The sequence below is a fragment of the Rhizobium sp. AG855 genome (assembly GCF_003610655.1).
In the GTDB taxonomy this organism is placed as follows: domain Bacteria; phylum Pseudomonadota; class Alphaproteobacteria; order Rhizobiales; family Rhizobiaceae; genus Allorhizobium; species Allorhizobium wuzhouense.
Genome location: NZ_RAQG01000003.1, coordinates 1,835,831 through 1,850,206 on the forward strand (window position 1 = coordinate 1,835,831; position 14,376 = coordinate 1,850,206).

14 protein-coding genes and 1 tRNA gene are annotated in these 14,376 nt (G+C 63.1%); 9 read left to right on the plus strand and 6 right to left on the minus strand.

Annotation, left to right across the window (positions count from 1 at the left end):
* The first annotated feature begins 60 nt into the window (after nt 1–60).
* Nucleotides 61–2,049 carry a bifunctional 2',3'-cyclic-nucleotide 2'-phosphodiesterase/3'-nucleotidase gene (locus tag DFO46_RS08985; protein ID WP_120277067.1) on the plus strand — a complete coding sequence of 663 codons (1,989 nt, stop codon included), beginning with the start codon at nt 61–63 and terminating at the stop codon, nt 2,047–2,049.
* A 65-nt stretch (nt 2,050–2,114) separates the two neighbouring features.
* Here the strand turns inward: DFO46_RS08985 and DFO46_RS08990 are convergent, their stop codons facing one another.
* Nucleotides 2,115–3,053, minus strand: coding sequence for a LysR family transcriptional regulator (locus DFO46_RS08990; protein WP_110793290.1), 939 nt, complete (start codon nt 3,051–3,053; stop codon nt 2,115–2,117).
* A gap of 131 nt (nt 3,054–3,184) precedes the next feature.
* Here DFO46_RS08990 and DFO46_RS08995 point away from each other — a divergent pair, with 131 nt between their 5' ends.
* Nucleotides 3,185–3,799 (plus strand): FMN-dependent NADH-azoreductase, encoded by a 615-nt coding sequence (locus tag DFO46_RS08995; RefSeq protein ID WP_110793207.1) that lies wholly within the window; start codon nt 3,185–3,187, stop codon nt 3,797–3,799.
* A gap of 172 nt (nt 3,800–3,971) precedes the next feature.
* Here DFO46_RS08995 and DFO46_RS09000 read toward each other — a convergent pair whose 3' ends face one another.
* Nucleotides 3,972–4,289 carry an HlyU family transcriptional regulator gene (locus tag DFO46_RS09000; RefSeq protein ID WP_110793208.1) on the minus strand — a complete coding sequence of 106 codons (318 nt, stop codon included), beginning with the start codon at nt 4,287–4,289 and terminating at the stop codon, nt 3,972–3,974.
* Nucleotides 4,290–4,616: 327 nt separating this feature from the next.
* On the opposite strand from DFO46_RS09000, the gene DFO46_RS09005 reads away from it, so the two are divergent.
* On the plus strand, nt 4,617–5,627 hold the full coding sequence (locus DFO46_RS09005; protein WP_120277068.1) for an alpha/beta hydrolase: 1,011 nt from the start codon (nt 4,617–4,619) through the stop codon (nt 5,625–5,627).
* Here the strand turns inward: DFO46_RS09005 and ilvA are convergent.
* Nucleotides 5,620–6,870, minus strand: a complete 1,251-nt coding sequence (ilvA, locus tag DFO46_RS09010; RefSeq protein WP_120277069.1) for a threonine ammonia-lyase — start codon at nt 6,868–6,870, stop codon at nt 5,620–5,622. The two genes, DFO46_RS09005 and ilvA, sit on opposite strands and share 8 nt — an antisense overlap.
* A 98-nt stretch (nt 6,871–6,968) precedes the next feature.
* On the opposite strand from ilvA, the gene DFO46_RS09015 reads away from it, so the two are divergent.
* Together DFO46_RS09015 and DFO46_RS09020 are read left to right on the plus strand one after the other, a co-directional pair.
* The gene (locus tag DFO46_RS09015) at nt 6,969–8,423 is read left to right on the plus strand and encodes a TrkH family potassium uptake protein (protein WP_120277070.1); all 1,455 of its coding nucleotides are present in this window, start codon (nt 6,969–6,971) and stop codon (nt 8,421–8,423) included.
* A 148-nt stretch (nt 8,424–8,571) separates the two neighbouring features.
* A complete protein-coding gene (locus DFO46_RS09020) occupies nt 8,572–9,204 on the plus strand; it encodes a hypothetical protein (RefSeq protein WP_245408974.1) in 633 nt (210 codons plus the stop codon).
* 31 nt (nt 9,205–9,235) lie between these two features.
* Here DFO46_RS09020 and DFO46_RS09025 read toward each other — a convergent pair.
* The 3 genes from DFO46_RS09025 to wrbA form a co-directional block, all read right to left on the minus strand.
* Nucleotides 9,236–9,320: transfer RNA gene (locus DFO46_RS09025), tRNA-Leu, on the minus strand.
* A 132-nt stretch (nt 9,321–9,452) separates the two neighbouring features.
* A complete protein-coding gene (locus tag DFO46_RS09030; protein WP_110793212.1) occupies nt 9,453–9,716 on the minus strand; it encodes a PilZ domain-containing protein in 264 nt (87 codons plus the stop codon).
* Nucleotides 9,717–9,869: 153 nt separating this feature from the next.
* Complete coding sequence (gene wrbA / locus DFO46_RS09035) at nt 9,870–10,466, minus strand: NAD(P)H:quinone oxidoreductase (RefSeq protein WP_110793213.1); 597 nt, start codon at nt 10,464–10,466, stop codon at nt 9,870–9,872.
* Between the two features lie 191 nt (nt 10,467–10,657).
* On the opposite strand from wrbA, the gene DFO46_RS09040 reads away from it, so the two are divergent.
* The 4 genes from DFO46_RS09040 (at nt 10,658) to gpt (ending at nt 14,226) form a co-directional block, all read left to right on the plus strand.
* Nucleotides 10,658–11,443, plus strand: coding sequence for a competence/damage-inducible protein A (locus tag DFO46_RS09040; protein WP_110793214.1), 786 nt, complete (start codon nt 10,658–10,660; stop codon nt 11,441–11,443).
* Nucleotides 11,444–11,553: 110 nt separating this feature from the next.
* Nucleotides 11,554–12,396 carry a universal stress protein gene (locus tag DFO46_RS09045; protein WP_120277071.1) on the plus strand — a complete coding sequence of 281 codons (843 nt, stop codon included), beginning with the start codon at nt 11,554–11,556 and terminating at the stop codon, nt 12,394–12,396.
* A 146-nt stretch (nt 12,397–12,542) separates the two neighbouring features.
* Entirely contained in the window at nt 12,543–13,580 is a 1,038-nt protein-coding gene (locus tag DFO46_RS09050) for an alpha/beta hydrolase (protein WP_120278195.1), read from the plus strand.
* Between the two features lie 148 nt (nt 13,581–13,728).
* Nucleotides 13,729–14,226, plus strand: a complete 498-nt coding sequence (gpt, locus tag DFO46_RS09055; RefSeq protein ID WP_110793217.1) for a xanthine phosphoribosyltransferase — start codon at nt 13,729–13,731, stop codon at nt 14,224–14,226.
* Nucleotides 14,227–14,376: the final 150 nt, after the last annotated feature.

Genomic DNA, 14,376 nt, shown 5'->3' on the forward strand with positions numbered 1-14,376 from the left:
TCGAGAAAGCGACCTAACATCGGTCGCTTTCAGCACCTGTCCATCGCCGGGAGACATGACATGCCCTCATTGGTCGATCTTCACCCCTTCAGCCGCCGCTCCTTTCTCGGAGGCATCGCAGCCACCGCCACCCTGGTGGCGCTTCATCCGTTCGCGGCGCGCGCTGCGGGCAATCAGGCGCATCTGAGACTGATGGAAACGACGGACATCCATGTCAATGTGATGCCCTACGACTATTATGCCGACAAGCCGAACGACACGATGGGGCTTGCCCGCACCGCATCGATCATCGATGCCATCCGCGCCGAGGCCGGCAATTCCATGCTGATCGACAATGGCGACTTCCTGCAGGGCAATCCGATGGGCGATTACATGGCCTATCAGAAGGGCATGAAGCCCGGCGATGTGCATCCTGTCATCAAGGCCATGAACGTTCTCGGCTATGATTGCGGCACGCTCGGCAATCACGAGTTCAACTACGGCCTCGAATTCATGTTCAACACGCTGGCCGGTGCGCAATTTCCCTTCGTCTGCGCCAACCTGACCAAGGGCCAGCTCGCTTCCGACCCGAAGCAGGACCCGCTCTATTTCAAGCCCTACCACATCATCGAAAAGCAGATCCGCGACGGCTCGGGGGCAACGAGCCCGATCAAGGTCGGTTTCATCGGCTTCGTGCCGCCGCAGATCATGCTGTGGGATGCAAAGAACCTCGAAGGCAAGGCGATGACGCGCGACATCCTGCAGGCGGCGCGCGCCTGGGTGCCGCAGATGAAGGAGGACGGTGCCGACATCGTCATTGCGCTTTCCCATTCCGGCATCGATGGCCATGGCGAGGCGGAAGGCATGGAAAACGCCTCGCTGTATCTCGCCGGTGTCGAAGGGATCGATGCGATCTTCACCGGCCACCAGCACCTCGTCTTTCCTGGGCCGAAGGATTTCGAGAACGTCCCTGGCGCCGATGCCGCCCGTGGCACGCTGCTCGGCAAGCCCGCCGTCATGGCCGGCTTCTGGGGATCCCACATGGGCCTGATCGATCTGCTTCTCGAAAAGGACGGATCGCGCTGGAAGATCGTCGACTTCACCTGCGAGGCCCGGCCGATCTATCACCGCGACGACAAGCGCAAGATCGTGGCGGACGTCAAGGACAAGGCGGAAGTCGTCGCCTCGGTCGCGGCCGAGCATCAGGCGACGCTCGACTATGTGCGCACGCCCGTCGGCAAGACCTCGGCCCCGCTCTATTCGTATTTCGCCCTGGTTGCGGACGATCCGTCGATCCAGATCGTCTCGATCGCCCAGTCCTGGTATATCCGCCAGATGCTGAAGGACGGGCCGCACAAGGATCTTCCCGTGCTTTCGGCCGCCGCCCCGTTCAAGGCCGGCGGGCGCGGCGGCGCCGACTATTTCACCGATGTCCCGGCCGGCGACATCGCGATCAAGAATGTCGCCGACCTCTATCTCTATCCGAACACCATCCAGGCGGTGGCGATCACCGGCGAGCAGGTGAAGAACTGGCTGGAAATGTCGGCCGGCATCTTCAACCAGATCGAGAAGGGGGCGAAAGACGTCCCCCTGATCAATCCCGATTTCCCGTCCTACAATTACGACGTGATCGACGGCGTCACCTACCAGATCGATCTGACCAAGCCCGCGCGTTACGACAAGGACGGCGTGGTCGTGCATCCGGAATCGAGCCGCATCGTCAACCTGCAATTCGATGGCAAGCCGATCGACCCGGGTCAGACCTTCGTGGTGGCCACCAACAACTACCGGGCCGGCGGCGGCGGCAAGTTCCCCGAGATCGCCTCCGACAAGGTCATCTTCGTCGGGCCGGACACCAATCGCGACATCATCGTGCGCTACATCGTCGAGCAGGGCACGATCAACCCGTCCGCCGACGGCAACTGGTCCTTCGCCCCGATCGGCGACACCTCCGTCACCTTCGAGACCGGACCCAGGGCGCGCGAGCATTTGGCCGATTTCAAGGGGGCCAAGATCGAGGATGCCGGCGATGGCGCAGACGGCTTTGCGAAGTTCCGATTGACGCTCTGACGCGACAGGATCTTTGCTGTTTCGGCCCCAAGTGTGGAATCGATTCAAGACATTGAATCGATTCCCTAAACCACTTTCGCAAGCGGTGGGGCGGCGAGATCCGCAGGGCAATTCGACAACCGGTCCTCGAAGGCGCGGACCAGCCATGTGCCGGCCGGACCCGGCGGATTATCGGTCCGGCGAATGGCATAGAGATTGTAAGATCCCTGTTCATAGGCCGGCAGGTCGAGCTGCACGATACGGCCCTTGGCGAGATCATCGCGGATGATCGAGACCGGCAGTCCGCCCCAGCCAAGACCGCCCCGGATCAGCTGATGCTTGGTGGCCATGTCGCTCACCCGCCAGGTCTTGAAGGAAAGCACATTGAAGTCGCGACCCGAGGTGAGATCGGAGGCGTCGCTGACAACGATCTGCGTCTCCTCCCGCACGTCCTGCAGCGACAGCGTGCCCTGGCGGGCCGCCAGCGGATGGCCGGCTGCGGCCGCCGGAAGGAGGAAATTATGGCCGATGCGATCGACAATCAGCGTGTCGTCCTGGCGGGTCGGCGCCCCGCCGATCCCGATCGTCGCCTTGCCGCTCAAGACCAGTTCCACCAGCCGTCCAAGTTCGCCAACCTCCAGGCGCAATGAGACGGAGGGGAACTGCCGCTGGAAGTCACGAAGCACTGCGAGGAGTGCATCGGTTGGCACAAGCACGCTGATGGCGATCGACAGTTCCGCCTCCAGCCCCTGGCGCATGCTGCGGACCTTGGCGCGCATCACCTGCAAATCGCCGACGATCCGCCGGGCATCGGTCAACATCGCCCTGCCCTCGTCCGTCAGCCTTGGCTGACGCGTGCCGGTCCGGTCGAAGAGCGTCACACCCAGCTGGCTCTCGAGATTGCCGATCGTGTAGCTCACCACGGACTGGGCACGGTTGAGGATCCGTGCGGCGGCCGAAAAGCTGCCGGCATCGGCAACGGCCAGAAAGACCTGAAGCTGGTCGAGGGTGGGATTGGCATCCATGGCGCGGCGATCATCCATCCAGTTATTCGATATGACCAATCTATATTATCACAGTTTCATCGATGCGTCGCCGGGTCTAGATGCATGGCTGGCCTGCTCCCAAGGGCCCTCCATCATTCGAGGAATTGCACATGTCGTCCATCCTGCTCGTCACCTCCAGCCCGCGCGGCTCGGAATCTTTGTCCAATGCCATTGCAACGGAACTGGCCGAAAAGTTCGCCGCATCTGCCGGAGCCAAGCTCGTTCGGCGTGACCTCGTCGAAACCCAGCTCGACCATGTCGACGGCACCTTCACCGCCGCCATCCGCAAGCCGGCCGATGACCGCACGGCCGAAGAGTCGCAAGCCGTCGCGCTGTCCGACAAGCTTGTCGAAGAACTGATGGCTGCCGACACGATCGTCATCGGCACCGGCCTGATCAACTTCAACATCTACTCGTCGCTGAAGTCCTGGATCGACCACGTTGCCCGCGCCGGCCTCACCTTCACCTACACCGAAAACGGTCCGGTCGGTCTTGCCAAGGGCAAGAAGGCCTATCTCGTGCTCGCCGCCGGCGGCATCTATTCTTCCGGCCCCGGCGCCCCGATGAACCATGCCGAGCCCTACCTGAAGACGGTTCTCGGCTTCCTCGGCATCGAACTGGTCGAGACGGTGTATGTCGAAGGCGTCGCCTATGGTCCGGAAGCGGCTGAAAAGGCCGTTGCCGCCGCCCATGCCAAGGTCGCCGAACTGGCACTCGCCGCCTGATCCACCGCCCGCAATGCGCAAACGACCGGCGGTCCTCCCGCCGGTCGTTTCGTTTTTATAGAGATGCTCGGGTCAGAACCTGCGCGCGCGCACCTGCACGCGCCTACGGCCAGGCGTCATCTAGACGGTCCTGTCATCGTCACGCCGTCAGCGAAAACCGGAAAAACTGGCGTCAGACGCTGCGCTTGTCCGCACCATCGCCAAACAGGGACGGCCCATTCTGATCGATGATCTGTCGCGCCTTGCGGAAGGTGCCTTCCATGGCATCGTCGCGGGAGCTGAACACATCGGCGCGAATGAAGCTGCGCTCAAGCAGCTTTCCGTCGATTTCGCGCTCAATTCGCCCGGCCAGGCGATACTGACTGCCTTCGGCGATCGGCGCTGCATGGATCAGGCAATCCTTGTAGGCCTCGGGTTCGGCTGCGGGGGCTTGAGCGACGCCCGAAGGGCCGCCCGTGAACATAGAGAGGATGCGTGACAGAATAGACATGCATTTTCCCTAGCATGGCCGGTGGCCGAACGAAAGACGTTCGGTCACCGCTGGCATGCACTGGAAATCGCAATAGCCTGCGTCGATCCCCACGCCGTCATCCCAGAGGATTCGGGCCCGGCGGCTCTCCTGGTCTCGGGGGCCGATTTGCATTCAAAGTGGATCCTTTCTTCGAAACTCGCCGGGCATCCCCCAACCTCTGCAATCGGGGACCGACGCCATGCTCATCACCGAGCCAGGTGGAAGCCATCCGGCTGCGACGACTTCCATCGCGACACCGTCCTGATAAGGTCACGGTCGGCCTGGAGGGGCCGGGGGGCATTCGAAATGCGGGTCGCCATGGGACTGTTGATCGCCATCGTCGTCATTGCAGCGCTTGCGCTCGCCCTCATCTATCGGCGGCCACCCGATCTCGCGCTGGAGCGCAGGTCGCCACTGCCCGCCGGTGTCGACATCACATCGGTTCAAGCCTTCATCGCCGGTGAAGAGGACAAGGCGGGTTCGATCCGCAAGGGTCTCGCCAAGCAGGTCGTCTGGGCTGATCCGCTCCATCCGGGCCGGACCGCCCTCTCCGTCGTCTATGTGCACGGCTTTTCCGCTTCGCCGGCCGAACTGCGCCCCCTGCCCGACCGCGTGGCGGCAGCGCTCGGCGCCAACCTGTTCTTCACGCGGCTTGCCGGCCACGGACTGGAGGACCCCGACGCGCTTGGCCGGCCGGTGCTCGGTGACTGGACGGCCGATCTCGAAGAGGCTCTTGCCATCGGCCGCCTGCTGGGCGACCGGGTCGTGGTGATCGCGACCTCGACCGGCGCCTCGCTCGTCACCTGGGCCCTTGCCCGGCCCGGCCTTTCTGAGACTGTCGCGGCCACGGTCCTGCTGTCGCCCAATTACGGCATCCAGGCGTCCGGCAGCTTTCTGCTGACCGGCCCCTTTGCGAAAGAGATCGCCCATCTGGTGATCGGCGCCCGGCGCGGCTTCGAGCCCGTCAATGCGCTGAATGCCCACAACTGGACGACAGATTATCCCGTCGAGGCCCTCATCCCGATGGCCGAGGCCGTGCGGCTCGCCGCCTTCACGCCGGTCGAGGACATCAAGGTGCCGGCCTTTTTCGTCTATTCGCCCAGGGATCTGGTCGTGAGGCCGGACCTGACGGCTGCGATCGCCACCCGTTGGGGCGCACCGCATGAGAGCTTCGACCCCGGCACGACCGGAGACGCCAACAATCATGTGATTGCCGGCGACACCTATTCGCCAGCCACCACCGACCCTATCGCTAGAGCGATCCTCGACTGGCTCGGCAGACAGGGGATTCGGGAAGACTTCCCCCTGATCAGATGATCAGGTTGGCCAGGATCTCATTATCGGTGATGTCCTCGAAGCCGAGACCTGCCGCCTCGAAACGGGCAAACAGGCCGGCAAAATTGTCCCGATGACCCGTTTCGATGCCGATCAGGATCGAGCCGAAATTGCGGGCGGACTTCTTCAGATATTCGAAGCGGGCGATATCGTCTTCGGGCCCGAGCAGATTGAGGAAGTCGCGCAGCGCGCCTGGACGCTGCGGCAGGCGCAGGATGAAATACTTCTTCAAGCCGGAATAGCGCATGGCGCGCTCCTTCACATCCGGCAGGCGGTCGAAATCGAAGTTGCCACCGGAGACGACGGCCACGATCGTCTTGCCGGCAATCTCTTCCGGCGGCAGAAGGTCAAGCGCTGCCAGCGATAGCGCACCGGCCGGCTCCAGCACCACACCCTCGACATTCAGCATTTCGGTCATGGTTACGCAGATCGCGTTCTCCGGCACGATCACCACCTGCTCGGGGCGGAAGTGCTTGAGAGCCGCAAAATTGTGGTCGCCGATGCGGGCAACGGCGGCACCGTCGACAAAGTTGTCCACCTTTGGCAGCGTCACGACGTCGCCCGCCTCCAGGCTGCGGCGCAGGCTGGGCGCGCCGGCCGGCTCGCAGAAGACCATGGCATCGGCCGGCAGACGTTTTGCCAGATACCCCGTCATGCCCGAGGACAGTCCGCCACCGCCAACCGGCATCACCATGAGATCCGGCGTCACGCCCTCGGGCAGTTGCTGCACGATCTCGGCCGCCACCGTCGCCTGGCCCTCGATGATATCGGGATGGTCGAAGGGCGGCACCATATAACCGCCGATCGCCTCGACATGGTCGCGGGCGGCGGCATAGCACTGGTCGAAGATGTCGCCGACCAGGCGGATGGTGATGAATTCGCCGCCGAAGGTGCGGGTCTTGTCGATCTTCTGCTGCGGCGTCGTCACCGGCATGAAGACCACGCCCTCGACGCCGAAATGGCGGCAGACATAGGCAAAACCCTGGGCATGGTTGCCGGCGGAGGCGCAGACGAAGGTCGTGTCCTTCGGGCTGTCAGCCACGATCTTGCGCAGGAAGTTGAAGGCGCCGCGGATCTTGTAGGACCGGACAGGCGTCAGGTCCTCGCGCTTCAGATAGACATTCGCTCCGTAACGCGCGCTCAGATGATCATTGAACTGCAGCGGCGTTTCGGCAAAAAGACCGCGCATCGCCTGCAGCGCGTCGTCGACTTCCTTGGGCCTCACCGCGTCTCTCCGTTGAATTCTGAACCGTGTCCCGCTATGGCATAGACACCCGGCAGAGACAAAGCCTCTTTGCACTGCCAACCAACGGAAGACATTCCTTGAACGCCACTCTGTTCCGTTCCGTCGTCTATATCGCCGCGCTCTGCGGGCTTTATCTTTCGACAGCCATGCTGATCCCCGCCATGGTGGATCTCTATTACGGTTCGGACGACTGGTCCGTCTTCACGGTGTCTGCGGCCCTCGTCGGCGGCCTGTCGCTGACGGCGGCCATGGCGACACGCGGACCGCCGCCGGCCTTCACCAAGCGCATGGGCTTTCTGCTGGTCAATGTCTTGTGGGCCGTGTTCTCCGTGGTCGGCGCCATCCCGCTCTATTTCTCGAACCTCGACCTCACCTTTGCCCAGGCGCTGTTCGAATCGATCTCCGGCATCACCACGACCGGCTCCACCGTCATTTCCGGCCTCGACACCCTGTCACGCGGGATCCTGATGTGGCGCGGCCTGCTCGCCTGGCTCGGCGGCATCGGCATCGTGGCGCTCGGCCTCTTCGTCCTGCCCTTCCTGCGCGTCGGCGGCGTCTCCTTCTTCAAGATGGAATCCTCCGATATCGGCGACAAGCCGTTTGCCCGGATCGCCACCTTCACTCGCGCCTTCATGGCCGTCTATGTCGCCATCACCTTCGCCTGCATCGTTTCCTATGACATCGCCGGCATGAGCCATTTCGACGCGATCGTGCATGCCTTCTCGACCGTCGCGACGGCCGGCTTCGGCAATCACGACACCTCGTTCGCCCATTTCGACAGCCTGACGATCCTGTGGATCTCGACCTTCTTCATGACGCTCTGCAGCCTTCCCTTCTCGATCCTGATCGTGCTCGTGGTGAAGGGCCGGCTGGATGCGCTACGCGACCCGCAGATCCTCGTCTTCCTCGGTTACATCTTCGCCTTTGCCTTGGCCGCCGGCCTTTACAATCATCTGCAGAACGGCATCGCCCTTCCGGTCGCGCTCACCCATTCCTTCTTCAACTTCTCCTCGATCCTGTCGACGACGGGTTTTGCCAGCGAAGACTACACGCTCTGGGGGCCGTTTGCGGTCGCCGCCGCCTTCTTCGCCACCTTCATGGGCGGCTGTTCCGGCTCGACCGCCGGTGGCATCAAGGCCTATCGCTTCGTCATCCTGTTCAACATCATCGTCAGCGGGCTGAAACGGCTGATCTATCCGAACGCGGTCTATTCAGTGCGCTACGGCAACCAGATCGTCGATGCCGACACCCAGCGCGCCGTCTTCCTGTTCTTCAGCGCCTATATCTTCATCTGGGCGATCGGCTCGATGGCCATGGCGCTCGCCGGCTATGAATTCGCGACCGCCACGTCCTCGGTCATCACGGCGCTGTCGAATGTCGGTCCCGGCATCGGCCCCCTGATCGGCCCGGTCGGCAATTTCTCGATGATGCAGGACCCGGAACTGCTGATCCTGTCGCTCGCCATGCTGCTTGGCCGCCTGGAAGTCCTGACCATGCTGGTGCTGCTGGTGCCGATCTTCTGGAAGTCCTGACAGCGGAGCCTCAACCGTCCCGGCCTTGAAGCCGTCACCCCTCGGCAACGGCTCCCCAGGACGCTGCGAACGTCGCGACGTTGCGCTTGACGGCAAAGGGTGGATCTTCCCACACTCGCCACACATGGCGATGGAGGACGAGAATCACATGCGTTCCAAGATCTCAGCACGCCGCCTCTGGCGCGTCTGTCTGCGGCCCGCCCTGCTCGGGGCGGCGTTTGTCGGCTCTCTGGCGGTTCTCGAACCGCCGCCGCTTCATGCCGGCCCGCTGCTGGATGCCGCAGCCGAAGCCGAGCGCAAGGCTGCCGCCGGTGATTCCTCCGGCGCCTTCGAGGCGATCCATGCCGGCATGGCGCGCTTTACCGCCAGCCTGCCGCTGTCGGTCCCGCGCGCGCTCTTCGTCACGGAAACACCCACCGCCTACCGCGCCTACACCGCCAAGAAGGAGCCGATCTTCGAAGCGGGCGAATCGCTTCTTGCCTATGTCGAGGTGCTCGGCCTGCAATGGCAGCCCGTCGAGGGTGACCGCCACCAGGCGCATTTCACCGTCGACCTCGAACTCTCCGACGACAAGGGCAAGACGCTCGCGCTGCAGAAGGAGTTCGGCAATTTCACCTTCACCGCCCATTCGCCGGCGCAGGAGGTCTATACCCACCTCACCCTCGACGTCTCAGGCGCTGCCCCCGGCGCCTATATCCTGCGCTACACGATCAACGACGTCGCCGCCGAACGCTCGGTCCCCTTCGAACTGCCGTTCACGCTGGTGGAGAAGAAATCTTAGGGGTTCTGCGTTTGCCGCTGGCCCGATGTCTTGGTGCGGACGACGGGGGTCGAACCCGTATACCCTGAGGTGAGGGATTTTAAGTCCCTTGCGTCTACCAGTTTCGCCACGTCCGCATGCGCGTCCTGTTTCATCCAGTTGCGCGAAGGCGTCAAGGGTCGAAACGGGTCACGCGGTACGGCGATGTCTGTCTGCAATGGGTGGCATGTGCGTTTGCGGCGACATGGCTGGCTCACCGGGGCCGTGTCTCAGCCTGTCTTGGCTTCGACGAATTCGACACCCATTTCGCGCTGCGTGCGCCATTTGACGGCGCAGTCATGGGCGGTGCCGTCCTGGAAGCGCAGGCTGAAGCGCGGGGGAATGTCCGCCGTGCTCTCGAAGACCACCTTGGCGCCAATCGGCGAGAGGTTGCGCACCATGCAGTCGAAGGTGGATCGACCGCCCGCCAAAACCGCGCGTCCCGCCTTCAGGGCGCGCAAACGGGGCTCTCGTCGCCTCTCTGTTTCCGGCATGACACAATCCTGTCTCTGTTCAATGGTCACAGGATCGCATTTCGGGCTGAACGATATTTAAAATCAAATACTTGCATTTTAAATATCGTAGAAAAAAACAAAAAAGGGCGGAGCCGAAGCCCCGCCCTTCATCCGTGATCGCCTTCGCCGAAATCAGGCGAGCTTGGCGGCCAGCTTGGCGACATGGGCGCCCTGGAACTTGGCGGCTTCCAGTTCGATGTCGGACGGCTGGCGCGAGCCGTCGCCGTCGGTGATCGTGGAAGCGCCGTAGGGCGAGCCGCCCTTGACCTGCTCGACACCCATCTGGCCCTGGAAGGCATAGGGAAGGCCGGCATAGACCATGCCGTGATGCAGGAAGGTCGGGATGAAGCCCATGATGGTGGTTTCCTGGCCGCCATGCTGGGTCGCGGTCGAGGTGAACATCGAGCCGAGCTTGCCGGTCAGCTTGCCCTGCGCCCAGAGGCCGCCGGTCTGATCCCAGAAGTTGCGCATCTGCGACGCAACCGTGCCGTAACGCGTGCCGGCGCCGACGATGATGGCGTCGTACTGGTCAAGTTCATTCGGGTCGGCGATCTCGGCCTTCTGGTCGACCTTGTAGTAGGAAGCCTTGGCGACATCTTCCGGAACCAGTTCAGGAACGCGCTTGACGGTAACGTCGGCGCCGGCCGACTTTGCGCCTTCCGCGACGGCATAAGCCATGGTCTCGATATGACCGTAAGCCGAATAATAGAGAACCAGTACCTTTGCCATGTCGTATCTCCCTTTATGAAGCTGCGGCCACGCCGCGTGATGGATGTGCCACATGTAGCGCATTCCGTCGTCTCGACCAGTCACGCGCGCACGAACGCAGTGTTCAATCAATGATGGCCTTTACTTCTCTTCGCAGACACAAAACGGTAACCTCCCGCCGCACCTGTCTGCCCATTCCATAGGACCCGTTCATGACTTCCACGATCAAGACCGCCGCGATGCTCGCCATCGGCGACGAACTCCTGTCCGGCCGCACCAAGGACAAGAATATCGGCCACCTCGCCGATCTCCTGACCGTCGCCGGCATCGATCTCAAGGAGGTCCGCATCGTCGCGGACGAGGAGGAGGCGATCGTCGAGGCTCTGAATGCCCTTCGCGCCCGCTACACCTATGTCTTCACCTCGGGCGGCATCGGTCCAACCCATGACGACATCACGGCGGATGCCGTCTCGAAAGCCTTCGGCGTGCCCTGCCTGCACGATCCCGACGCCATGAAACTGCTCGGCGACATGTATGCCGGCCGCGGGCTGGAATTCACCGAGGCCCGCCAGCGCATGGCGCGCATGCCCGAAGGCAGCCGCCACATCCCGAACCCGGTCTCGACTGCGCCCGGCTTCATCATCGGCAATGTGCATGTGATGGCGGGCGTGCCGCAGGTGTTCCAGGCCATGCTCGCCCATGTCGTCGCCTCGCTTCCCGCCGGGCAGCGCGTCCTCTCCCGCTCGATCGCCTGCCCCTTCGGCGAAGGCGATATCGGGACTGCGCTCGGCATCATCCAGAAGGCGCATCCGCAGACATCGATCGGCTCCTATCCGCATTTCGACGGCATCCGATTCTCCACCGAACTGATCGTGCGCGCCCGCGACCAGGGGCTCGTCGATGCCGCCGCGGCCGATGTGGAGGCGATGATCGAGGCGATCCGCCTGGAGAAGGATGCAGCGCTGACCCGCGACCTCGGCACCGGCGAGGTCGCCTGAACCCCTGCCTCACCCGCTCCCGCCTTGACCGAGGTCAAGGCGGAACTCCGCATGGGACCCCATAGTTAACCCATGCGGACGCGATTTAAGGGCCGCGAAAGGAGACGATCATGGGTTACCGGACACTTCTTGCCATATTGGACACCCCGAAAACCACGCGCCAGGTCACCGATTTCGCGGTGGCCCTCGCCAATCAGTTTCAAGGTCACGTGATCGGCGCCCATGCCGAGGCCGTCGCCATGGTGCCGCTGGTCGCACCGATGGAAATTCCAGACCCCGTCACGGTGCAGGCGCTTCAGGACATGGCACACCGCGAGACAGAGGCCGTCGAAACGCTGTTCCGCGACATCTCCCGCCGCGAAGGTCTCTCGCATGAATGGCGCAGCTTCGTCACGTCCTCGGGCTTCAACTCGGCGGCCCTGATCGACAGCGCGCGCAGCGCCGATCTCGTCATCGCCGCCCAGGGGGAAACCGGTCTGCTGTCGGAGAGCCGATCGGAACTGGAGAGCTTCCTCTTTGAAAGCGGCCGGCCCGTCCTGCTCATCCCGCATATCCTGGCCGCGCCGAAGCCGATCCGCCGGGTGCTGATCGCGTGGAACGGCTCGCGTGAGGCTGCCCGCGCCACCTTCGACGCCCTGCCCTTCCTGAAGGCGGCCGATGAAGTCGAGATCTTCACCGTCGATGCGGTCGACACCGCCGCGCAATCGGCCGATATGGCCGGCGTCGAGATTGCCGCCACGCTCGCCCGCCACGGCATCAAGGTCTCCGTCACCAGCCAGCAGAAGAGCGGGCTCGACCCGGCCATGGCCATCGAGAACCGCCTGTCGGACAGCTCCATTGATCTCCTGGTCATGGGCGCCTATGGCAACAAACGGTGGTGGGAAATGCTGTTCGGTGGCGTGACCCGCACGCTGCTCGACTCGATGACGGCACTGACGCTTCTGTCGCGTTGAGCCGTAGCCTCTCGACCAACCGCAATACGGCACGTCGGTCACTGCGCCGCCGGCGTGCCTTCTTCCTATGACGTGATAGGACCTTGGCCGGCGACTTTCGTCTTCAGCCTTCTGTCCCCCTCTTTACACTGGCCGCCGCGTTTCCCATGTTCCGCCTGACTTCCCGCCGCACTCTTCTCATAACCGCGCTCTTCCTTCTGGTCGCCCTTGCGGCTTTTTCGCTGCGCGGGCTGCTCGACCAGGATCTCGACCGTCGTACGTTCGAGGCTTTCGATTTTTCGAATGGTACGACACACCTCTCCGGCACCTTGTGGCTTCCCGATCAGCCGCCGCAGTCCGCCGTGGTGCTGGTGCATGGCGACGGCCCGCAGAACCGAACCTCCGACAACGGCTATGCGCCGTTGATCAACAGCCTGCTGGATGCCAATATCGCTGTCGCCTCCTGGGACAAGCCGGGCCTTGGCGGGTCGTCCGGCGACTGGCTGGCGCAATCCATGCAGGATCGCGCCGACGAGACGACAGCAGCACTTGCAGCCTTGCGGCAGCGGCTCCCGGGTCTCGCAACCGGCGCTCTCGGCTTTTCCCAGGCCGGATGGGTGCTGCCGAAGCTGCGCGCGCCGCAAGCCGATTTTCTCGTTCTGGCCGGGCCTGCGGTTTCCTGGCTGGACCAGGGCCGCTATTTCGGGATCACCCGAAATCTGCGGGAGGGTATGGACCGCAGCGCCGCCGAACGGGCGGCGGACGCGCAGGCGGTGCAAGACGCTGCCAATTTCGGCCCTGAGGCAGGCGAGGAAACCATCAGGCGCACGGGTCTCACCCCTGCCCGCTACGCCTTCATCCAGCGCAATCTCCATGCCGATGCAAGGCAGGACCTGCACGCGCTCGATATTCCGCTCCTGGCGATCTGGGGCGAAGATGACCTGAATGTGGATGCGAAGGGCGATTCCCAGATCTATCGAACCGTGCTTGCCGGTCGGGCCGGAAGCAGTGTCGTGCTGGTGGCAAACGCAACGCATGGATTGCTGAAGGCCGATGCCTACAATGCGCAACTCACATCCGACTGGCCGGCGACCCGCATCGTCCGCTTCCTGGTCGAAGGACGCCGGGCCTATGCTCCCGCAGCGCTCTCCACGATCTCGGCCTTCATCCTGGCGCAGAACCGCTCCGGGGCAGGCAATCCGTGATCCAAGCCGGCAACGTCCTTCAAAAAACGCCGTAAAGACGCCGCTTCGGGCTGTGAATCGAGGTGATTTCAGGTCTCTGGCGATTTTCATGCCAGAAGAACTGGATTATGGAGTGGCTTTCCCTGACGCCGCACCGGAGCCCTCCCGAATGTCTCTTCCCGATAAAGCCTTTCCCGTCTCCTGGGACCAGTTCCACCGCGACGCCCGGGCGCTCGCCTGGCGCCTTGCCGGCATGAACCAGGAATTCCGCGCGATCGTCTGCATCACCCGTGGCGGCCTCGTGCCGGCGGCGATCATCTCGCGTGAACTGAATATCCGCCTGATCGAAACGGTCTGCATCGCCTCCTATCACGACTACGTCAACCAGGGCGACATGAACGTCCTGAAAGGCGTGACGGCCGATCTCTTGACCAATGGCGGCGAAGGCGTGCTGGTCGTCGACGATCTGACCGACACCGGCAAGACGGCGCTCGAAGTGCGCGAAATGATGCCGAAGGCCCATTTCGCCTGCGTCTATGCCAAGCCGAAGGGCGTGCCCACCATCGACACCTTCGTGACCGAAGTCTCCCAGGACACCTGGATCTACTTCCCCTGGGACATGGGCTTCACCTATCAGGAACCAATCGCCAAGGGCTCCAAAGGTTAATTTCGACACGTTCAGACATCCGGATCGGCCGCCTTCGGGCGGCCTTTTCTTTTGGGGACGCGTGCCACAGACAGCTGATCTGCGCGTTCACGTCGCCATCACAGGTTTTGTGAGGGAACAAACCACCCCCTCCATCCGTATGACAGCCAT

Bases quoted from the DNA above. Each gene is read 5' to 3' on its own strand.
- wrbA (WP_110793213.1), bottom strand. From the start codon at position 10,466: ATGGCAAAGGTACTGGTTCTCTATTATTCGGCTTACGGTCATATCGAG.
- DFO46_RS09045 (WP_120277071.1), top strand. From the start codon at position 11,554: ATGGGTTACCGGACACTTCTTGCCATATTGGACACCCCGAAAACCACG.
- DFO46_RS09050 (WP_120278195.1), top strand. From the start codon at position 12,543: ATGTTCCGCCTGACTTCCCGCCGCACTCTTCTCATAACCGCGCTCTTC.
- gpt (WP_110793217.1), top strand. From the start codon at position 13,729: ATGTCTCTTCCCGATAAAGCCTTTCCCGTCTCCTGGGACCAGTTCCAC.
- DFO46_RS08990 (WP_110793290.1), bottom strand. From the start codon at position 3,053: ATGGATGCCAATCCCACCCTCGACCAGCTTCAGGTCTTTCTGGCCGTT.
- DFO46_RS09040 (WP_110793214.1), top strand. From the start codon at position 10,658: ATGACTTCCACGATCAAGACCGCCGCGATGCTCGCCATCGGCGACGAA.
- DFO46_RS09000 (WP_110793208.1), bottom strand. From the start codon at position 4,289: ATGTCTATTCTGTCACGCATCCTCTCTATGTTCACGGGCGGCCCTTCG.
- DFO46_RS08985 (WP_120277067.1), top strand. From the start codon at position 61: ATGCCCTCATTGGTCGATCTTCACCCCTTCAGCCGCCGCTCCTTTCTC.
- DFO46_RS09005 (WP_120277068.1), top strand. From the start codon at position 4,617: ATGCGGGTCGCCATGGGACTGTTGATCGCCATCGTCGTCATTGCAGCG.
- DFO46_RS09020 (WP_245408974.1), top strand. From the start codon at position 8,572: ATGCGTTCCAAGATCTCAGCACGCCGCCTCTGGCGCGTCTGTCTGCGG.
- DFO46_RS09030 (WP_110793212.1), bottom strand. From the start codon at position 9,716: ATGCCGGAAACAGAGAGGCGACGAGAGCCCCGTTTGCGCGCCCTGAAG.
- DFO46_RS08995 (WP_110793207.1), top strand. From the start codon at position 3,185: ATGTCGTCCATCCTGCTCGTCACCTCCAGCCCGCGCGGCTCGGAATCT.